This window comes from Kineococcus rhizosphaerae, from assembly GCF_003002055.1.
GTDB lineage: Bacteria > Actinomycetota > Actinomycetes > Actinomycetales > Kineococcaceae > Kineococcus > Kineococcus rhizosphaerae.
Window position 1 is genome coordinate 506,123 of the sequence record NZ_PVZF01000002.1, and the last position, 18,107, is coordinate 524,229.

Below are 18,107 nucleotides of genomic sequence, written 5' to 3' on the forward strand. Positions count from 1 at the left end.
AGGGCCCGGGACCCGCGGGGTCCTGGGCCCTCCTGCGTCTCAGACGACGGTGAGCGTGACGGTCGAGCCCTTGGGGATCTGCTGCCCCTCGCCGGGGTCGATCGAGCGCACGGTCCCGAAGACCCCGCCGAGGATGTTGTCGACCTTCACCGTGAACCCGAGCCCCTGCAGCTGGGCGCGGACGGCGTCGACGTTCTTGCCCTGCACCTTCGGGATCGTCACCAGGGGCGGTCCGGAGGAGACGACGAGGGAGACCGCGTCGCCCCGGAAGAGGGTGCCGCCGTCGGGCGTCTGGGAGATGACCAGGCCCTTGGCGACCGTCTCGCTGATCTGCTGGGTGACCCGGCCCACGGCCAGACCCCGGTCGGTGATGGCCTTCTGGGCGTCGTCCTGCGACTGGTTCGTCACGGTCGGCACGTCGATCGGCTGCCGGCCCTTGGACACGACGAGGTTCACGGGGGTGTCGTGCGCGAGCACCTGCCCCGCGGCCGGGTCGGTGCGGACGACCTGGCCCTGCCCGACGTCCTCGCTGAACTCCTCGGACACCTGACCGACGGCGAGCCCGGTGGTCCTCAGCTGGTCCTCGGCGTCGGTCTGGGCCTTCCCCGTCAGGTCGGGGACGGCGAACGTCTGGACGCCCTGGCTGACGACGATGGTCACGGTGCCGCCCTTGCGGACCCGGTCGCCGTCGCCGGGGTCGCTGGAGGCGACCACGCCCTTCTCGACCGTGTCGCTGAAGCCCTGCTGCTCGTCGACGGCCAGCCCCGCGCTCTGCAGGAGCGCGCTCGCCTCCTGCGGGCTCCTGCCCGCCACGGCGGGGGTGGTCGTGTACGCGCCGGGGCCGGCGAGGAAGAACCAGGAGACCCCGGCGGCCAGGGCCAGGACGATCAGCACGAGACCCACCAGCAGGCCGCGGCGGGAGCGTCGGCCCCCCTCGCGGGGTGTCGTGGACCGGACCGCCTGGGGGGCCTGGGGGGCCTCGGACGCCTCGACCGCCGCGATCCGCGTCGTGCTCCCGGGCACCGCCGGGGCGGCCGGGCGGGGGGCGCGGACCTGCAGCTGCTCGGGGCTCAGGGAGGAGCGCACGGCCCGCAGCTGCTCGAGCATCTCCCCGGCGTCGCCGGGACGTTCGTCGGGGTCCTTGGCCAGGGCGTCCAGCACGAGCGCGTCCAGGGCGCGGGGCAGCCCGGGGACCTTCGTCGAGGGCGCCGGGACGGGTTCGTGGACGTGCTTGTAGGCGATGCTGAACGGGCTCTCACCGGTGAACGGCGGAGCACCCGTGAGCATCTCGTAGAGCATGACCCCGACGCCGTAGACGTCGCTGCGGGCGTCCGGCTCGCCGTTCTCCAGCTGCTCGGGGGCCAGGTACTCGGCCGTGCCCATGAGGTCGCCCATGCCGACGGTGGTGCTCTGCCCGGACGCCGAGGCGGCCCGGGCGAGCCCGAAGTCGGCGACCTTGACCCGGCCGTCGTGGGCCACCAGGACGTTGGCCGTCTTCACGTCGCGGTGCAGGACACCCTTGCGGTGCGCCTCGGCGAGGGCCTGCAGGACGTCCTCGGTGACGCTCAGCGCCTCACCGGGCGTCAGTGCGCCCTCGTCGAGGACGACGTCGCGCAGCGTGCGGCCGTCGACGAGCTCCATGACGAGGTAGGCCGTCTCGACGCCGCCGGTGTGGTCGACGCCCTGGTCGAGCACGGCGACGACCCCGGGGTGGGCCAGCCGGGCCGCGGACTTGGCCTCGCGGACGAACCGGGCCCGCGCCGTCGGGTCGTGGGCGAGGTCGGCGCGCAGCACCTTGAGGGCGACCGTGCGCTCGAGCCGTTCGTCCTCGGCGCGGTAGACGACGCCCATCCCGCCGCGGCCCAGCCGCCCCAGCACGCGGTAGCGCCCGTCGAGGCGTCGCCCGACGAGGGGGTCGGAGAGGGTCGCGTCCACGGTCAGTGAGTCTAGGTCGACCGGTGGTCAGCTCAGCTGAAGCGCGCCTGGAGCGTCTGCACGTTCGCCACGTACCGGCGCGTGTCGTCGTACATGCCGCGGGAGCGCACCGAGGCCTGCCCCTGGTAGTAGGACGCGATGGCCACGTCCGGCGGGTTGTTGGCCACCAGCGTGCGCAGGATCGCCACCCCCGCCTTGGCGTTGTCGCGGGCGTCGAACAGGTCGATGGGCTCGCCGAGCAGCTGCGAGGCCCACTCCCCGGAGCCGGGCAGGACCTGCATGGCCCCGATCGCGTTCGCGCCGGAGACGACCTTCATCTGGAAGCCGGACTCCTGCATGCCGATGGCCAGCGCGAGCGCCGGGTCGACGCCGAGCCGGACGGCCGTGGAGCGGATGATCTCGCGCATCTCGGCCTTGCCCGGCTGCCTGCTGGCCTGGATCTTGGCCCGGTTGGCGGCGACGGCCTCGCTCACCGACGGCGCCTGCGTGGACGGCTGCTGGACGGGTTTCGCGGCCGGCTTCGCGGACCCCAGCTGCAGCGTCTGCCCCTCGACGATGAAGCCGGTGGCGTCGAGGCCGTTGAGCTCGACGAGGTCGTCCACGTCGACGCCGGTGGCCAGCGCGATGTGGGAGAGCGTGTCGCCGGCCTTGACGGTGTAGGTGCCGCCGCCGGTCCGGCCCGTGGTCGCGGCGGCGGGAGCCGCGCCGCCCCCGGGCAGGGTCAGGACCTGCCCGGCGCGCAGGAAGCCGTCGGCGCCCAGGCCGTTGGCGTCGCGCAGCGCGCCGACCGTCGTGCCCTGGGCCTGGGCGATCTGCGAGAGGGTGTCGCCGGTGCGGACCGTGTAGGAGCCGCCGGCCGACGTGCTGCGCGGGCTCGGGACCTGCAGCTGCTGGCCCTCCACGACGAAGGCGTCCCCGCTCAGGCCGTTGGCGGCCACGATGGCGTCGACGGTGGTGCCGTGCTCGGCGGCGATGGCGCCCACGGTGTCCCCGGGCTTGACGGTCACGACGGTCTGGCCCGCCGCCGCGGCCGCGTGGGCGGCGGGCACGAGGACGGTCGGGGCGGCCGCGCCGAGGGCGGCGGCGGCCAGCCAGCGGCTGCGGCGGGCCGGCGGGTTCGGCGTGTCGGTGGGCTCGTCGGCCATGGCGTCCCTCGCAGGTCGTGACGGGTGGTGCAGGAGTGCACCCCTGGGGCGTGAGTGAACTTATCGGACGGCCCACGCAGTCCGCCCCCCACAGTGCCGGGGACCACGGCGTGGACGTGGGAGGTGAGCAGGCGAGTCGCGGTCCGGCTGCCGCCGGGGCGTGGACCCGGCGCGGACACGGCAGACTGGTCCCGTGGTTGCACCGCTGAGAGCAGAGATCGCCCGTGAGAAGGGCACCGAGGAGCTGGACGCGCTCGTGCCCGAGTGGCTGACCGTCCCCGACGTCGCCGAGCTGACCGGCCAGGACCAGCGCGTCGTGCGCCGCTGGCTGCAGGAGCGCGAGCTCGTCGCGGTCCGCCGCGGCGAACGGTCCGTGGCCCACGTCCCCGCGGCCTTCGTGACGGCCGAGGGCCCCTTGAACCACCTCAAGGGGACCCTGTCGGTGCTCGGGGACTCCGGGTACACCGACGTCGAGGCGCTGGCCTGGCTGTTCACCCCGGACGAGACGTTGCCGGGCACGCCGATCGAGGCGTTGCGCGCCAACCGCAAGACCGAGGTGCGCCGCCGGGCGCAGGCGCTCAGCTTCTAGGCGCTGCGCCAGCGCGCCTCGTCCCGCCGGGCGAGGCGCGCGCGGACCAGGCCGGGCAGCGCCACCGCGAGCCGCCGGGGCAGCCCGACCCGCACGCGCCGGCCCAGCACGTCGTAGTCCACGGCCGCGACCTGGTCGAGGATCCCGCCGTAGAGCAGGTACGCCGTGCGCAGGCAGTCCCGGCTCGTGGGGTGGACCATGTCCAGCCCCGGCTCGGCGAACGCGTACAGCTCGCGCGTCCGGTCGGCCTCGAACGCCAGCAGGTCCCTGACCCGCTCCGGGGTCCGGCCCTCGGCCCGCGCCGCGAAGAGGTCCTCGCGCGTCAGGCCGAACCGCTCGAGGTCCTCCGCGGGCAGGTAGACCCGGCCGCGGTCGAGGTCCTCACCGACGTCGCGGACGAAGTTCGTCAGCTGGAACGCCTCCCCGAGCGCACGGGCGCGCGGGGTCGCCTCGGGCGTCAGGGGTTCCAGGATCGGCAGCATCTGCAGGCCGATCACGGCCGCCGAGCCGTACACGTAGCGGTTCAGGTCCTCGTAGGTGTCCCAGCCGGTCTCGGTGATGTCCCAGCGCATCGAGTCCAGGAACGCCTCGACCTGGTCGCGGGGCAGGTCCCAGCGCCGCATGGTCGCCGCCATCGCCCGGCCCACGGGTTCGGGCTGCTCGTCGTCGTCGAGCGACTTCAGGAAGTCGTCCGACCAGGCGAGCAGCGCGTCGGGGTCCGGGTCGGTGAGGGAGTCGACGAACTCGTCGGCGTACCGGGCGAACCCGTACAGCGCCCACACGTAGGGCCGCTTGCCCGGCGGCAGCAGCAGCGTCGCCAGGTAGTACGTCTTGCCGTGCTCGGCGTGCAGCCGCCGGCACAGCTCGAACGCCTCGCGCAGCGCGGGGTCGCGCAGCGCGGGGTCCTGCTCGGCCGCCGCGTCCAGGCACAGGCGGGTGCTGCGCGGGATCACGCGCTGCGCCAGGCGCGCGAGCGGTAGGCCCGGTCGCGGCCGGTGACCCGCTCGGCGGCCAGCCGCCCCGAGACGAGGACCATCGGCACCCCGACCCCCGGCTGGGTGCCGGACCCGGTGAACACGACGTTCTCGCCCCACAGGTTCCCGGGCCGGAACGGGCCGGTCTGCCGGAACGCGTGCGAGGCCGCGAACGGGGCCCCGTCGGCCATGCCGCGCCGTTCCCAGTCGGCCGGGGTCGTGACGTCCTCGACCTCGATGCCGTCGGCGAACCCCGGGTACCCGCGCTGCGCGAGGGTCTGCATGACGTGGTCGCGGTAGCGCGGCGCGATGCGGTCCCAGTCGAGCCGGGAACTGCCCGCCGACAGCGACGGCGTGGGGAACAGCACGTAGTAGACGTGCTTGCCCTCCGGCGCCAGGGAGGGGTCGGAGACCGTGGGCCGCGACACCAGCACCGACGGGTCGCTCATGAGCCGGCCGTCGAGCAGCTCGGCGAACACCTCCTGCCAGGCGTTCCCGAAGTGGATCGAGTGGTGGACCGGGTCGGGGTAGTCCTGGGTGGACCCGGCCAGCAGGAGGTAGCAGCTGGGGGAGTAGGACAGCTTGCGGCGCACCGGCTTGCCCAGCAGCTGCTCGCGCGCCACGGGCAGGTCGGGGTTGAGCACCACGACGTCGGCCTCGAACCGGCGGCCGTCCGTGGTCGTCACCGCGCGCGCCCGGCCGCCGACCAGCTCGACCCGGTCCACGGTCGTGCCGTAGTGGAACTGCACGCCGTGCTTCTCGGCGGCCGCCGCCATCGCCGTCGGCAGCGCGTGCATCCCGCCCTTCGGGAAGAACACCCCCGCCACCGAGTCCATGTACGCGATCACCGCGTACAGGGCGAGCGCGTCGTACGGCGACAGGCCCGCGTACAGCGCCTGGAAGGAGAACATCCGCTGGGTGCGCGGGTCCTTGAGGAACCGGCCCACCTCCGGGGCCATCTTCTTGAACCCGCCGGCGGCCAGCAGGCGCACCAGGTTGGGTTTGAGCAGGTCCAGCGGGGTGTCGATGTTGCTGTCGATGAAGTCGCGGATCTCGTACCGGTACAGGTTCCCGACGTGCTCGACGAACCGTCGGTAGCCGTCGGCCTCGGCGCCGCCGCAGAGCTGGCCGATGGCCTGCGCGGTCCGCTCGACGTCGGCCGAGACGTGCAGCGTCGTCCCGTCGGCGAAGTTGCCCCGGTACAGCGGGTCGACCGGGTGCAGCTCCAGCCAGTCGTGCATGTCCTCACCGAGCGCGTCGAAGCAGTCGGCGATGAGGTCCGGCATGGTCAGCACCGTCGGGCCGGTGTCGAACCGGTACTGCCCGTCGGCGACGTCCTTGACGACCAGCCCCGCGCGCCCACCGGGGACGTCCTCGCGCTCCAGGACGGTGACGGTGCGCCCGGCGCCCGCCAGCCGCATCGCCGCCGACAGCCCGGCGAGGCCGGCCCCGACGACGACGACGTGCTCGGTGGGGCCGTCCACGTGCCGGGTGCGGCCCGGCAGCCAGTCCAGGGTCTTGCCCACGGCGCTCACGCGCGCCTGCTCGTGGCCGCCACGACGAGCTCGTGCAGCGCGGCGCGGGCCGGCTCGGTGAGCTCGGCCGCGTCCAGCGTCGAGCACGCCACCTCGACCTGCTGGTCGATGAGCCGCTCCACCCCGGCCAGCGCGCCGGTGTCGGTCAGCACCGCCCGCAGGACCTCGATCCCCTCGGCGTCCAGGTCCGGGGAGCCCAGCAGCCGGTCCACCTCGGCGGCCTGGGCCGGGGAGGCGTTCTGCACGGCCAGCCCCACCAGGACCGTCCGCTTGCCCTCGCGCAGGTCGTCCCCGGCGGGCTTGCCCGTCTCGGCCGGGTCCCCGAAGACCCCCAGCACGTCGTCGCGCAGCTGGAAGGCCTCGCCCAGGGCCAGCCCGAACCGGGAGTAGTCGGCCAGCAGGTCCGTCGGGGCGCCCGCCAGCGACCCCCCGAGCAGCAGCGGGTGCTCGATGGAGTACTTCGCGCTCTTGAAGGTCAGGACCCGGCGCGCGCGGTCGACCGCACCGGCGGCCCCCCGCTGGGTCGAGGAGGCCTGCTCGAGCATGTCGAGGTACTGCCCGCCCATCAGCTGCGTGCGCATGGTGTTGAAGACCCGCCGACCCCGCGCCAGCGCGTCGGCGGGCAGGTCGCTGCGGGAGAAGAGCTCGTCGCTCCAGCCCAGGCACAGGTCGCCGGCCAGCACCGCGCCGGCCAGCCCGAACCGGGTGTCGCTGCCGTCCCAGCCGGCGTCGCGGTGCAGCCGCTCGAAGCGGCGGTGCACGGCCGGCTGGCCGCGGCGGGTGTCGGAGTCGTCCATGACGTCGTCGTGGATGAGGGCGGCGGCCTGGAACAGCTCCAGGGCGGCGGCCGCGGTGAGCAGGCCGGCGTCCGGCAGGTCCTCGGCCACGCCGTGGTAGCCCCAGAAGCAGAACGCCGGGCGCAACCGCTTGCCGCCGGCCAGGAGCGCGCGGACGGCGTCCAGCAGGGGGTCGCAGTCCTCGCTCACCTCTTGCAGGACGGCGCTCTGGTCGCGCAGGAAGTCGTCGAGGACGGCGGACACGGCGGTCCGCAGGTCGCTCGTCGCCCCCAGGGGGGCCGTGGTTTCGACACTGGTGGGCGGCACAGGGGCACTCTAGGCACGACCCCCCACCCCGGCGAACGGACACCACCGCACATCACCGCAGGTCACAGGCAGATCACGGAGGGGTGGGTCCTACCCTCGGCGTCGTGACGATGGACCGGGAGGCCTACCTGCGGCGCTGGCAGGCGCTGCACGGCGGCGCGCACGCCGGAGCCCTCGTGCGCGGGTGGCTCAGCGGCGCGCACGCGATCGCCCGCCCCCTGGCCGGCGCCGGTGTCCCGCCGGCCGCCGTCACCCTCGCCGGCGCCGCGCTCGCCGTCGCGGCCGCCGTCGTCGCGGTGCTCGGCGGGCGCGGGGGAGGCGCGGCCGTCGCGGCCGGTGTCCTCATCGCCGTCGCGGGCGTCTTCGACAACCTCGACGGGGCCGTCGCCGTCATGACGGGGCGCACCAGTGCCCGCGGTGCGCTGCTGGACGCCACGCTGGACCGCGTCGGCGACGCCGCGTGCGCGGTCGTGCTCTGGGCCTGCGGGGCTCCCGCGTGGCTGGCGCTGCTGGCCGGCGCCCTCGCCCAGCTGCAGGAGTACGTGCGGGCCCGCGGTCAGGGGCTCGGCGTCGACGACGTGGGCGTCGTCTCCGTGGCCGAGCGTCCCGTCCGGCTCGCGATCGCCGCCGCCTCCGCCGTCGCGACCGCGATCGTCGTCTGGCTCGACTGGGCCACGCTGGGCGCCGCGGTGTGGGCGGTGCTCGGGGTCATCGGCCTGGTCCAGGTGGTCACCGCGGTGGGGCGCAGGGTGTAGGACCCGCGCACCCGTCGACTCGGACTCCGCCGAACAGGCTGGTCGAGTGACCAGATCTGGTCGCTTGACCAGAATAGGGGTTAGGCTCGTCGCACGTCCCCACCCCGACCACACCGGGAGTCCCCGTGACCCAGCCGCCTGCCGTCACCGTCCGGCCCGCGACCGCCGACGACCTGGGCGCGGTGAGCCGCGTCCTCGCCGCGGCCTTCGCCGCCGACCCCGTGATGGCCACCTTCGTCCCCGGCCCGGGCGACCGGCGCCGGCGCGTCGAGGGGTTCTTCCGGGCCGTCCTGCTCGCCGGGGCCGTGCGCCACGGCGCCGTCGACGTCGCGGTCGACCCCGCCGGGCGCGTCCTCGGGGCCGCGGCCTGGGAGGCGCCCGGCGGTGCCGGCCACCTGCTGGCCCAGGTGCGCCGGTTCCCGTCGTTCCTCGCCAGCCTGGGCTGGCGCGGGATCCGCCGGGCCCTGCGCAACCAGTCCGTGCTCGCCGGGCACCGGCCCCGTCCCGCCCACTGGTACCTGGCCGCCATCGGGGTCGACGACGGCGCCCGCGGGCTCGGGGTGGGGTCCCGGCTCCTGTCGTCCCGGCTGCGCGAGCTCGACGTGCGGGGCGAGGCCGCCTACCTCGAGGCGTCCACCTCCCGCAGCCGCACGCTCTACGAGTCCTTCGGCTTCCGCCACCTCGCCACCGTCCGGGGGCTCGGCGGCGGGGTCGCACCGTCCTCCATGTGGCGGCCCGCGACGGCCTGAGGTGCCCGTGCCTGCCGCGCGGTGCTCCGCTCGGCCGGCAGGGCGGCCGCCAGGAGCCCCGCCGCGCCGACGACCACGGCCGCGAGCACGTACAGCGGGGTGAACCCGCCCGCGACCGTCACCACGACGGCCGCCGCGAGCGGCCCCAGGTTCTGCGCCAGCGACGCCGCGATCCCCAGCAGCGCGACCGCCGCCGCCGGCCGCTGCGTGGCCGCCGCGACGGCCGCGACGACGGCCTGGTCGACGGCCGTGAAGGTGCCCCAGCCCACCCCGAGCACGAGCGCGGCCCCCAGGACGGTGCCGCGCTCCGGCACGGCCGCCAGGGCCAGGGCCGCGACGGCCTGCAGCGCCGTGGAGGCCACGAGGAAGCGCCGCCGGGCGCGCAGCCGGTCCGACAGCGGCCCGCACACCGCGGCCGTCAGCACGCTCGCGACGACGTAGACGAGCACGACCCGCACGAGGAAGTCCTCGGCGTCCGCCAGCCCGAGGCGGTACGTGAAGAAGAAGAGCAGCAGCGTGGTGCCCAGCGCGTTGCCCAGCACCAGCAGGCCGCGGACGCCGAACCCGGCGAGCAGGTGCCGGGACGCGCGGCGGGCGGCGGGTCCCGGCTCCGGCGGGCCGGTCGACGCCGCGACGGACGGGGCCGGAGGCAGGGGAGGCGGTGGGCGGGTGAGCGCGTAGGGCGCGCAGCAGGCCAGGACCGCCCCCGCCAGCAGCAGCCCTCCCGTGCGGGCGTCGTCCCCGGTCGAGGCGGCCAGCGCGGTCCCCAGGACGATGCCCACCGCGTTCGCGGCCCCCACCCCGGTCGAGACCGTCCCGCGCCGCCCCGGCGGCACGCGGCGCGTCACCGCGACCGTGAGCACCGTCCCGGCCGCGCACAGCCCCAGCAGGGTCAGGCTCCAGGCCGCGGCCGCGCCGAGCAGGGTCGTCCGCGCCCCGAGCAGGACCAGCCCGCCCGCGCAGGCCGCCACCGCCGCGACGTACCAGCCGCGGTGGCCCGCGCCCGGCGGGGTCCGGTCCAGCGCCCGCCCCACCAGCGGCAGGGCGAGCGCGGCGACCAGGCCCCCGGCCCCGGCGACGACCCCGAAGTCGCGGACGACGTCGAGCCAGCCGCCGCCGGTGTCCACCCGCGCTGTCAGCCCCGGCAGCAGGACCTGCAGCGGGGCGAACTGCGCGACCCACAGACCCAGCCAGGCCAGGACGAGGGCACCGGTCCACCGCTTCCACGGTTCCCCCTCCGCTCCCGCCCGCGGCGGCCGGGCGGCCGCCGGGACGGCGCTCAGCGCGCGCCGGCCGAGACGTGCCACCAGACGGCCTTCCGCCGCGTCCACAGGTCGAACGCCTCCAGCGACTTCTCCGGGGAGCCGAACCCCGACTGCTTGAAACCGCCGAACCGCGTGGTGATGTCGCCCTCGCTGTAGGAGTTCACCGAGACGACCCCGGCCTCCAGCGCCCTGGCCACCCGCAGCGCGCGGTCGCCGTCGCGGGTCCACACCGACGCGGCCAGGCCGTAGCGCGTGGCGTTGGCCCGCCGCACGGCCTGCCCCTCGTCGTCGAACGTCGAGACGCTGACGACGGGCCCGAACACCTCCTCCTGCTCGAGCTCGGCGTCGGCCGGCAGCCCGGACAGGACCGTCGGCGGGTAGCCGAACCCGGGTCCGGGCAGGGGGCTGCCCCCGGTGTGCACGACGGCCCCCGCGGCCCGGGCCCGGTCGACGAACCCGGCCACGCGCTCGCGGGCCGCGGCGCTGACGAGGGGGCCGACCTCGGTGGCCGGGTCGGCGGGGTCGCCCACGACGAGCCCCGCCGCGCGTTCGACGAGCCCGGCCAGGAGCTGCTCGGCGACCCCGGCCTGCACCAGGACCCGCGATCCGGCGGTGCAGTTCTGGCCACCGGACAGGAACGCGGCCTCGGCGACCGCGTCCAGCAACCGGTCGCTCTCCTGCGCGCCGACCCCGTCGAGGGCGTCGGCGAACACCAGCTGCGGGCTCTTGCCCCCCATCTCCAGCGCGACCCGCTTGAGGTTGCTGTCGGTGGCGGCGCGCAGGACGGCCCGGCCCGCGGCCGTGGACCCGGTGAAGGACAGGGCGTCGACGTCCGGGTGGGCGGCGAGCGCCGCTCCCGTCACCGGGCCCGTCCCGGTCAGCACGGTGAGCACCCCCGCGGGGACGCCCGCGCGCTCGGCGAGCTCGGCCAGCCGCAGCGCCGAGGCGGGGGTGGCGTCGGCGGGTTTCAGCAGCAGGCTGTTGCCCGCCGCCAGGGCCGGCCCGACCTTCCACGCCGTCATCGCCAGGGGGTAGTTCCAGGGCAGGACGGCCGCACCGACGCCGACGGGTTCCAGCAGGGTCAGCGACAACGCGTGCGAGGTCCCGCCCGCGGGTCCGCCCGTGACGGCCGAGGTCAGCTTGTCCGCCGCGTCGGCGAACCAGCGCAACGACTCCACCGCCGCCGGCAGGTCGTTGCCGCGCACTTCGGTGATCGCCCGGCCCGACTGCCGCGAGTCCAGCGCGGCGAGCTCGTCGGCGGCGTCCTCGACGAGGTCGGCGAGCCGGCGCAGGACGGCGGCGCGCTCGCGCACGGGCCGGTGCGACCAGGTGCCCGCGGTGAACGCCGCGCGTGCCCGGGCCACCGCGGCGTCCACCGCGGCGCCGTCGTGGATCGGGCTGCGCCCCACCACCTCGCCCGTCGCCGGGTCGAGCAGGGGCAGGGTGCCGGCGCTCACGGGGCCAGCTCCAGGCGCCCGTCGACGCGCACGACGTGGCCCCGTTCGAGCAGGTCGTCGAGGTACTCCCGCTGCCCGCGCTCACCCTTGCCCTGGAAGAACACCATGAGGGCGGGCAGCAGGTTCGGGAACACCGTGGCCGCCCGCACGAGACGGGCCTCGCGGGGTTTGGGGTAGGCCTCGAGGCGGGGCCGGTCGAGCAGGCTGAACACGGCGTCGACGACGTCGGCCGGGGTCTGCGGCGGGGTCTGGAACTGCAGGGCGTTGCCGCCGTCGATGGCCTCCTGCCGCAGCATGCGGGTGTCGGTGGCCGAGGGCAGGACCGAGGACACCGCGATGCCGGGGGCCAGGTCGAGCGCGATCGACATCATCGCCCCGCGCAGTCCGAACTTCGAGGCGCAGTAGACGGGGGTCTCGGCCTGCGGCATGAGGGCCGCGAGCGAGACCGTCGTGATGATCCGCGGGTCCGGTGCCCGCCGCAGCAGCGGGATCACGGCCCGCGTCACGAACAGCGGGGAGGTGAGGTTCACCGTCAGCTCCTCCTCGATCGAGGCCATGGACCGGGTGGCGAACCGTTCGGCGCTCGTCATCGCCGCGTTGTTCACCAGGACGTCCACGACCTCGTAGGTGCTGCCGACGTCGTCGGCGACCTCGCTGACCTGCGCGGGGTCGGTGAGGTCGGCGACGAACGCGTGGTGCCGGGCCCCGGCGCGCACGGGCAGCCCCGCCACCACGGCGCGGGCGCGTGGGGCGTCGCGGTCGACGACGGCGATGCTGGCCCCGGCCCGCGCGAGCCGGTCGGCGAGGGCGCTGCCGATGCCGCCGGCGCCCCCGGTGACGACGACGACCTTGCCCGCGGGGTCGAACCCGCGCCCGTGCATCAGGTCCCGCAGGGCCCGGACGAACTGCCCCCTCACGAGCCGGCTCCGGTGAGGGCGTGCGCGGTGGGGACCGCGCGCCGGGTGCCCGTCTGCAGGCGCCAGCCGAACCGGCGGCCGACCTCGGCGCGGTACGCCGTCAGCGCGTCGGCGTCCACGTACCCGCGGTGGCGGGGGGAGGCGTCGAACCGGATGCCGCCGGACAGGTCGGGGCGGTCGGTGCGCAGGAACCGCACGAACTGCGCGTACCGCTCCGGGTTCGACCGCCTGTCCTGCAGGTGGCTGGCGATCATCTGCGCGAACGCGTCGAAGTGCTTGAACGCCCCCGAGTTCGTCTCGGTGAACCCGATGCCGAACAGGCCCTCGTGCTCGCGGGAGAACGCGGTCAGGTAGAGGTCGGGGTGCTGCTCGTCGCCGAAGTAGCGCTGCGCGTAGGGGACGCGGTGGCGGTACCCGGTCGCGGCGATGATCGTGTCGACCTCCGCCGTCCGCCCGTCGGTGAACGTGACCGTGCGGCCGTCGACGGCCGCGATGCCCGGCCGGGGGTCGATGTCCCCGTGCTGCAGGGCGAGGAACAGGTTGCTGTTGAGGACGGGGTGGGTCTCGAACAGCCTGTGGTCGGGGTCCTGCAGACCCCAGCGGCTCGGCTTGCCGTGCAGCAGGGTCAGGGCGCGGCTGAACAGGAACTGCTGCACCCGTACCGGCAGGTGGGGTCCACCCGAGGCGAACACGTCCGAGGGACGGCCCAGGACGTGCTTGGGGATGAACCAGTACCCGCGGCGCATGCTGAGCACGACCCGCTCGGCGGTGCGGGCCGCGTCGACGGCGATGTCGCAGGCGCTGTTGCCGCCCCCGATGACGAGGACGCGCCGGCCGCGCAGGTCGTCGGCGTTGCGGTAGGTGCTGCTGTGCACGAACGTCCCCGTGAATTCCCCGGGCAGGTCCGGCACCGCCGGGAACCACTGCGCACCGGTGCAGCACACGACGGCGCCGTAGCGGCGGCGCCGGCCGCCCGCCGTGGTCACGAGCCAGCGGCCGTCGGGTTCCTGCGTCACGTCGGTGACGGTGACCCCGGTCTCGACGCGGTCGGTGAGGTCGTGGGCGTCGGCGAAGTCGCGCAGGAACGACAGCACCTGGCGGTGGTTCGGGTAGTCGGGGAACTCCTCGGGCATGGGGAAACCCTCGAACCCGGACAGGGTCTTGCTGGAGATGAAGTGGGCCGCCTCGTACATCGGCGAACCGGGCGCGTCGATGTCCCAGATGCCGCCGATGCCGTGGCGTTCGACGTGGTCGTACGGCAGGTCGCGGGCGCGCAGGGCGCGGGCGGCGGCCAGGCCGGCGGGTCCGGCCCCGATGACGAGCGTGGCCTGCCCGCGGTCCTCGGCCGGTTCCTCGGCGGGGCGTTCGTCGCGCGGTCCGCCGGGCGGGGTGGGGGGTGCGGCGTTCACAGGCACGGTGACCTCCAGGGGTGGTCGGGGACGGTTCCCGAGGAGGTTCACGATGAGTCCGCCCGTGCTTCTGGTCAAGCGTCTTGGACGAATGACCAGAAGATGTCCCCGGGGTCACCACCGTGTGCGACGATCGCGCCATGGCCCCGCCCCGACCCCGACGGACCCCCGGCGCGAAGCGGGACGAGCTCATCGCCGCCGCCGCCCGCGTCATGAGCCGCGAGGGCGTGGCCGCCACGACGACCCGGCGCATCGCCGAGGAGGCCGACGTGCCCCTCGGGACCGTCCACTACTGGTTCGCCACCAAGGACGAGCTCGTCCGGGAGGTCGCCGCCGCGCACCTCGAGCAGGTCCGCGGCGCCGGCCGCGACGTCGAGGTCGACGTCGCGGCCGCGGTCGACGGCGGTGGTAGCGGCGGGCCGGCCGCCGAGGAGGCGCTCACCCGGCTGCGCGCCGCCCTGGCCGCCGAGGAGTCCCTGGACACCGGCCGGCGGCTGTCCCTCTACGAGCTCACGACGTGGTCCCTGCGGACCGAGGGGCAGGCCGGCACGGCGCGCGAGCAGTACCGCGCGATGCGCGCCGCCGCGCGGTCGCTGTGCGAACCGTGGTTGCGGGCGCACCGGCCGCAGGCCCCCGGCGACGCCGTCCTGGACGAGGCGCAGCTCGACGCCCTGTCCGCGCTCGTCGTCGCGTTCTTCGACGGGCTCGCCCTCAGCGAGCTCGCCGACCCCGACGGGACGCCCAGCGAGACGGTGCTCGAGCTCTTCAGCGCCATGGTCGGGGCCTGGGTGGCGGCGTTGCCGCAGCCGTGAGCCCGCCCCGGCACCGCAGGGCCCGGGGCTCGGGTGCCGTGGCCGGTGCCCTAGTCGGCCCCGCCCACGAGGTCGGTGACGATCCGGGCCGACAACCCCACGAGCGGCAGCCCGCCGCCGGGGTGCGAGCTGCCGCCGACGAGGAACAACCCCGGGACCGGCGAGCGGTTGGCCGGCCGCAGGAAGGCCGAGCGGGCCCCGTTGCTGGCCGTGCCGTAGATCGCACCGCCGTCGCTGCCCGTCAGGTGCTCCAGGTCGGCCGGGGTGCGCACCTCGCTCCAGCGCACCCGGTCCCGCACGTCCAGCCCTCGGCGGGCCATGGTCTCCAGAACGGTCGCGGCGTACCGCTCGACGAGCCCGGCGTCGCGCCAGTCCGTGCCGCCCGCCGGGTCGTGCACGGGCGCGTTGACCAGCACGAACCACGCCTCGGAGTGCTCGTCGGGGCGCAGCGCCGGGTCGTCGGGCGCGCTGACGTACACGGTCGGGTCCGCGACGGGCCGCCCCGCGGCGAGGTCGGCGAACTCGGCGTCGTAGTCGGGGGGGAACAGCACCGTGTGGTGCCGCAGGCCGGGGGTCCGCCCGTCCAGGGCCAGCAGCAGGACGAACCCCGAGGAGGACCGCAGCCGCCGCTTGGGCTGCAGCCGCGGGCGGGGCAGCAGGTCCCGGTACAGCCGGGCCGCGTCGACGGCCGAGACGACCACGTCGGCCGCGACCTCGGTGCCGTCCTGCAGGCGGAGCCCGCTCGCCCGGCCCCCGGCCTCCAGGACCCGGGCCACCGGGGTGCCGGTGCGGATCCGCGCGCCGTTCTCGACGGCGCGGTCGGCGACGGCCTGCGCCAGCCGGTGCAGGCCCCCCCGCACGTACCAGGCGCCGAAGGCCTGCTCCACGAACGGGACGGTGGCCAGGGCGGCGGGCGCCTTGGCCGGGTCCGAGCCGGAGTACGTGGCGTAGCGGTCCAGCAGCGTCCGCAGCCGCGGGTCCTGCAGGTACGTCCGGCCCAGCCCGCGCAGCGACGCCCACGGGGCGACCGTGCGCACGTCGGAGGTGCTGCGCGCCAGCCGCACGAGGGTGCGTGGCCCCTCGAGCGCCGACTCCAGGAACGGTTCGCGGGCCACGTCCCAGATCCGCGCCGCCCGGCGCTGGAACGCCGTCCACTGCGCACCCGTGCCCGCGCCGAGGGCGTCGTCGAGCGCCGCGGCCACCGCCGGCAGACCCCCGCCGGGCAGGTCGAGCTCGGTGCCGTCGCCGAACCGGTAGTGGGCGACCGGGTCCAGGGGGACGACGTCGAGGACCTCCTCGATCGGGGCCCCCGTCTTGAGGAACAGGTCCCGCTGCACCGCGGGCAGCGTCAGCAGCGACGGGCCGGTGTCGAAGGAGAACCCGTCCCGGCTGAACCAGCCCAGCTTGCCCCCCACCTCGGGGCCCTGCTCGAACACCTCGACGCGGTGACCGCGGGCCGCCAGTCGCGCCGCGACCGACAACCCCCCGAAACCCGCCCCGACGACGACGACCCGGCTCAGAGCGTCCGTCCCTTCCACCGCAGTTCGCCCCTGCCCTTGCGGCGCCAGGAGTCGGCGAGCAGCCCGAGCAGGACGGCGATCGAGGCCGGGTGCGCGAACGCGTCCGGCACCGACCGGCCGCCCGTGCGCTCCGCCGCCGCGTACCGCCCGACGACCCCGGCGAGGTACCCGAGCGCGCCCACGGGCGAGCCGCCCAGCGCCGCGACCGGCGGCACCAGGTAGGTCAGGGCCAGACCGGCCCCCACCGCGACCGCGGCCGGCCGCGACCCGAAGGCCGACCACAGCGACTTCGCGTACCCGGCGCGGACCTCGTCCCACCCCTCGTACATGCGGCACGTCGCCAGCGCCGTGCCGTCCGCGACACCGCCGCGACCGCCGACGGCCTTCACCGCGCGCAGCAGGGCGAGGTCGTCGAGCACCTCGCCCCTGATCGCGGCGTGCCCCCCGGCCCGCCGGTACGTCGCGGCGTCGACGACGAGGAACTGCCCGTTCGCCGCCGCCAGCGACGGCCGCGAGGACACCTCCGCGCGGCGCAGCGGCAGCGTCGTCAGCCACGACCACTGCAGCAGCGGCTGGACCAGCCGCTCGCCCCACGTCAGCGCCAGCTGCCGCGGGTAGGGGCAGACGAGGTCGAACCCGGTGCCGCGCAGCAGGTCCACCGCCGCGGACACCGCGTGCGGCGCGAGCACGACGTCGGCGTCGACGAAGACGAGGACCTCACCCGTGGCGTGCTCGGCCAGCACGTGGCACGCGTGCGTCTTGCCCAGCCAGCCCGCCGGCGGGCCGTCGCTGCGGACCAGCCGGACGCGCTCGTCGGCCGCCGCGACGGCCTCGACCACGTCCGCCGTCCGGTCGCCGGAGGCGTCGTCGACGACGACGACCTCGTAGTCGGGCAGCTCGACCTGGTCCAGCAGCGAGGTCAGGCACTCCTGGACGGTGTCCTCCTCGTCCCGGACCGGCACCAGCACGCTGACCCGGCCCGCGACCGGCGGGGGGTCCAGCCGCGGCACCCGCAGCGCCCGCGCGTTCAGCAGCGAGTGCGCCGTCAACGCGACCGCACCCGCCGACCCCGCCCACGTCAGGGCGCGCCACGGCCTCACCGGCCACGCGCCAGCGACCGCAGGTACGGGAAGACGGTCAGCCCCATCGCGACCCCGCCGTAGGCGGCGACCACCGGGCGCCGGAAGAAGACGGCGTTGCCGAGGGCCGACCCCAGCCACGTCCAGCCCAGCAGCGCGGCGGGAACGGTCTGGGGCTCGTCGCGGTCCGGGGGCAGCGCGGCGTGCAGCCCGGCGCAGATCACCCCCGCCGTCAGCAGCCAGCCCGCGTAGTTGCTCAGCGGGATCCCCGGCACCCCGGGCAGGTGCGGGCGGGGGTGCTCGAAGGACCAGTGCCCCGCGGCCGTCATCTGCGGGTCGAGGAACAGGTCCCACGCGGCGAGCGTCCAGGCCGCCGTCGCGACCGTCGCCACCCCCCGCGTCCGGCGCGGCAGGCCCGCGGCCAGGTGCCGGCCCAGCCGGACGCTGGGGTGCGCCAGCATCGTCCACGCCAGCGGGACCACCACCGGCACGTCCAGGACCTGCGGCCCCAGCGTCCCGGCGTACCGGTACCGGCCGAAGGGACGTCCCGTGCGGGTGCCGACCGCCTCGGCGACCAGCCCCAGGCCCCCGGCGACCGTCAGCGTCGTCAGCGCCGACCGGGTGCCGCCGCGCCGGGCCGCGTCGACGACCGAGGCGGCCGAGAACGCGAGGACCGAGCCGATGGTCGTGCGCCGCAGACGTTCCCCCCGCAGCAGCGGGTGGGCGACCTGGGACAGCACCGCGCCCCCGGCGAGGGCACCGGCGACGGTCGTGAGCAGGGGGGGACGCACGTCGAGCACTCTAGGGACGAGGTGCGACACGAGCCCGGCGGGGCTCAGCGGCCGGGCGCGGACCCCGGGCCG

General features: G+C 75.8%; 16 protein-coding genes. 4 read left to right on the forward strand and 12 right to left on the reverse strand.

The window, feature by feature from the left end; all coding sequences use genetic code 11:
• Positions 1–39: 39 nt before the first annotated feature.
• Both pknB and CLV37_RS06595 read right to left on the reverse strand, forming a co-directional pair.
• Positions 40–1,935 (reverse strand): Stk1 family PASTA domain-containing Ser/Thr kinase, encoded by a 1,896-nt coding sequence (pknB, locus tag CLV37_RS06590; protein WP_106208315.1) that lies wholly within the window; start codon positions 1,933–1,935, stop codon positions 40–42.
• A gap of 32 nt (positions 1,936–1,967) precedes the next feature.
• Positions 1,968–3,080 (reverse strand): LysM peptidoglycan-binding domain-containing protein, encoded by a 1,113-nt coding sequence (locus CLV37_RS06595; RefSeq protein WP_106208317.1) that lies wholly within the window; start codon positions 3,078–3,080, stop codon positions 1,968–1,970.
• A gap of 193 nt (positions 3,081–3,273) precedes the next feature.
• On the opposite strand from CLV37_RS06595, the gene CLV37_RS06600 reads away from it, so the two are divergent.
• Complete coding sequence (locus CLV37_RS06600; protein WP_245885281.1) at positions 3,274–3,669, forward strand: Rv2175c family DNA-binding protein; 396 nt, start codon at positions 3,274–3,276, stop codon at positions 3,667–3,669.
• Here CLV37_RS06600 and CLV37_RS06605 read toward each other — a convergent pair.
• The 3 genes from CLV37_RS06605 to CLV37_RS06615 are packed head-to-tail and all read right to left on the reverse strand — an operon-like array spanning position 3,666 to position 7,281.
• Positions 3,666–4,622 carry a phytoene/squalene synthase family protein gene (locus CLV37_RS06605; RefSeq protein WP_245885282.1) on the reverse strand — a complete coding sequence of 319 codons (957 nt, stop codon included), beginning with the start codon at positions 4,620–4,622 and terminating at the stop codon, positions 3,666–3,668. The two genes, CLV37_RS06600 and CLV37_RS06605, sit on opposite strands and share 4 nt — an antisense overlap.
• On the reverse strand, positions 4,619–6,178 hold the full coding sequence (gene crtI / locus CLV37_RS06610) for a phytoene desaturase family protein (RefSeq protein WP_106208319.1): 1,560 nt from the start codon (positions 6,176–6,178) through the stop codon (positions 4,619–4,621). Before crtI ends, CLV37_RS06605 begins: the two co-directional genes overlap by 4 nt.
• Positions 6,175–7,281 carry a polyprenyl synthetase family protein gene (locus CLV37_RS06615; RefSeq protein ID WP_211298440.1) on the reverse strand — a complete coding sequence of 369 codons (1,107 nt, stop codon included), beginning with the start codon at positions 7,279–7,281 and terminating at the stop codon, positions 6,175–6,177. Before CLV37_RS06615 ends, crtI begins: the two co-directional genes overlap by 4 nt.
• Positions 7,282–7,391: 110 nt before the next feature.
• Between CLV37_RS06615 and CLV37_RS06620 the strand changes: the two genes are divergently transcribed.
• Positions 7,392–8,036, forward strand: coding sequence for a CDP-alcohol phosphatidyltransferase family protein (locus CLV37_RS06620; protein ID WP_245885300.1), 645 nt, complete (start codon positions 7,392–7,394; stop codon positions 8,034–8,036).
• Between the two features lie 125 nt (positions 8,037–8,161).
• Positions 8,162–8,785, forward strand: coding sequence for a GNAT family N-acetyltransferase (locus tag CLV37_RS06625; protein WP_106208323.1), 624 nt, complete (start codon positions 8,162–8,164; stop codon positions 8,783–8,785).
• On the opposite strand, the gene CLV37_RS06630 is transcribed toward CLV37_RS06625, so the two are convergent.
• The 4 genes from CLV37_RS06630 to CLV37_RS06645 are packed head-to-tail and all read right to left on the reverse strand — an operon-like array spanning position 8,692 to position 13,740.
• Complete coding sequence (locus CLV37_RS06630; RefSeq protein ID WP_170127084.1) at positions 8,692–10,092, reverse strand: MFS transporter; 1,401 nt, start codon at positions 10,090–10,092, stop codon at positions 8,692–8,694. The two genes, CLV37_RS06625 and CLV37_RS06630, sit on opposite strands and share 94 nt — an antisense overlap.
• Complete coding sequence (locus CLV37_RS06635) at positions 10,065–11,507, reverse strand: aldehyde dehydrogenase family protein (protein WP_106208327.1); 1,443 nt, start codon at positions 11,505–11,507, stop codon at positions 10,065–10,067. The genes CLV37_RS06630 and CLV37_RS06635 overlap by 28 nt, the downstream gene beginning before the upstream one ends.
• Positions 11,504–12,388 (reverse strand): SDR family NAD(P)-dependent oxidoreductase, encoded by an 885-nt coding sequence (locus CLV37_RS06640; protein ID WP_106208632.1) that lies wholly within the window; start codon positions 12,386–12,388, stop codon positions 11,504–11,506. The genes CLV37_RS06635 and CLV37_RS06640 overlap by 4 nt, the downstream gene beginning before the upstream one ends.
• A 32-nt stretch (positions 12,389–12,420) precedes the next feature.
• Complete coding sequence (locus tag CLV37_RS06645; protein ID WP_342762244.1) at positions 12,421–13,740, reverse strand: flavin-containing monooxygenase; 1,320 nt, start codon at positions 13,738–13,740, stop codon at positions 12,421–12,423.
• Positions 13,741–13,973: 233 nt separating this feature from the next.
• Between CLV37_RS06645 and CLV37_RS06650 the strand changes: the two genes are divergently transcribed.
• Positions 13,974–14,645: a TetR/AcrR family transcriptional regulator gene (locus CLV37_RS06650; protein ID WP_106208332.1), complete on the forward strand. Its 672-nt coding sequence runs from the start codon at positions 13,974–13,976 to the stop codon at positions 14,643–14,645.
• 50 nt (positions 14,646–14,695) lie between these two features.
• Here CLV37_RS06650 and CLV37_RS06655 read toward each other — a convergent pair whose 3' ends face one another.
• The 3 genes from CLV37_RS06655 to CLV37_RS06665 are packed head-to-tail and all read right to left on the reverse strand — an operon-like array spanning position 14,696 to position 18,035.
• Positions 14,696–16,165 carry a phytoene desaturase family protein gene (locus CLV37_RS06655; protein ID WP_106208634.1) on the reverse strand — a complete coding sequence of 490 codons (1,470 nt, stop codon included), beginning with the start codon at positions 16,163–16,165 and terminating at the stop codon, positions 14,696–14,698.
• On the reverse strand, positions 16,162–17,214 hold the full coding sequence (locus tag CLV37_RS06660; RefSeq protein ID WP_245885284.1) for a glycosyltransferase family 2 protein: 1,053 nt from the start codon (positions 17,212–17,214) through the stop codon (positions 16,162–16,164). Before CLV37_RS06660 ends, CLV37_RS06655 begins: the two co-directional genes overlap by 4 nt.
• Before the next feature lie 47 nt (positions 17,215–17,261).
• Complete coding sequence (locus tag CLV37_RS06665; RefSeq protein WP_170127085.1) at positions 17,262–18,035, reverse strand: carotenoid biosynthesis protein; 774 nt, start codon at positions 18,033–18,035, stop codon at positions 17,262–17,264.
• Between the last annotated feature and the right edge of the window lie 72 nt (positions 18,036–18,107).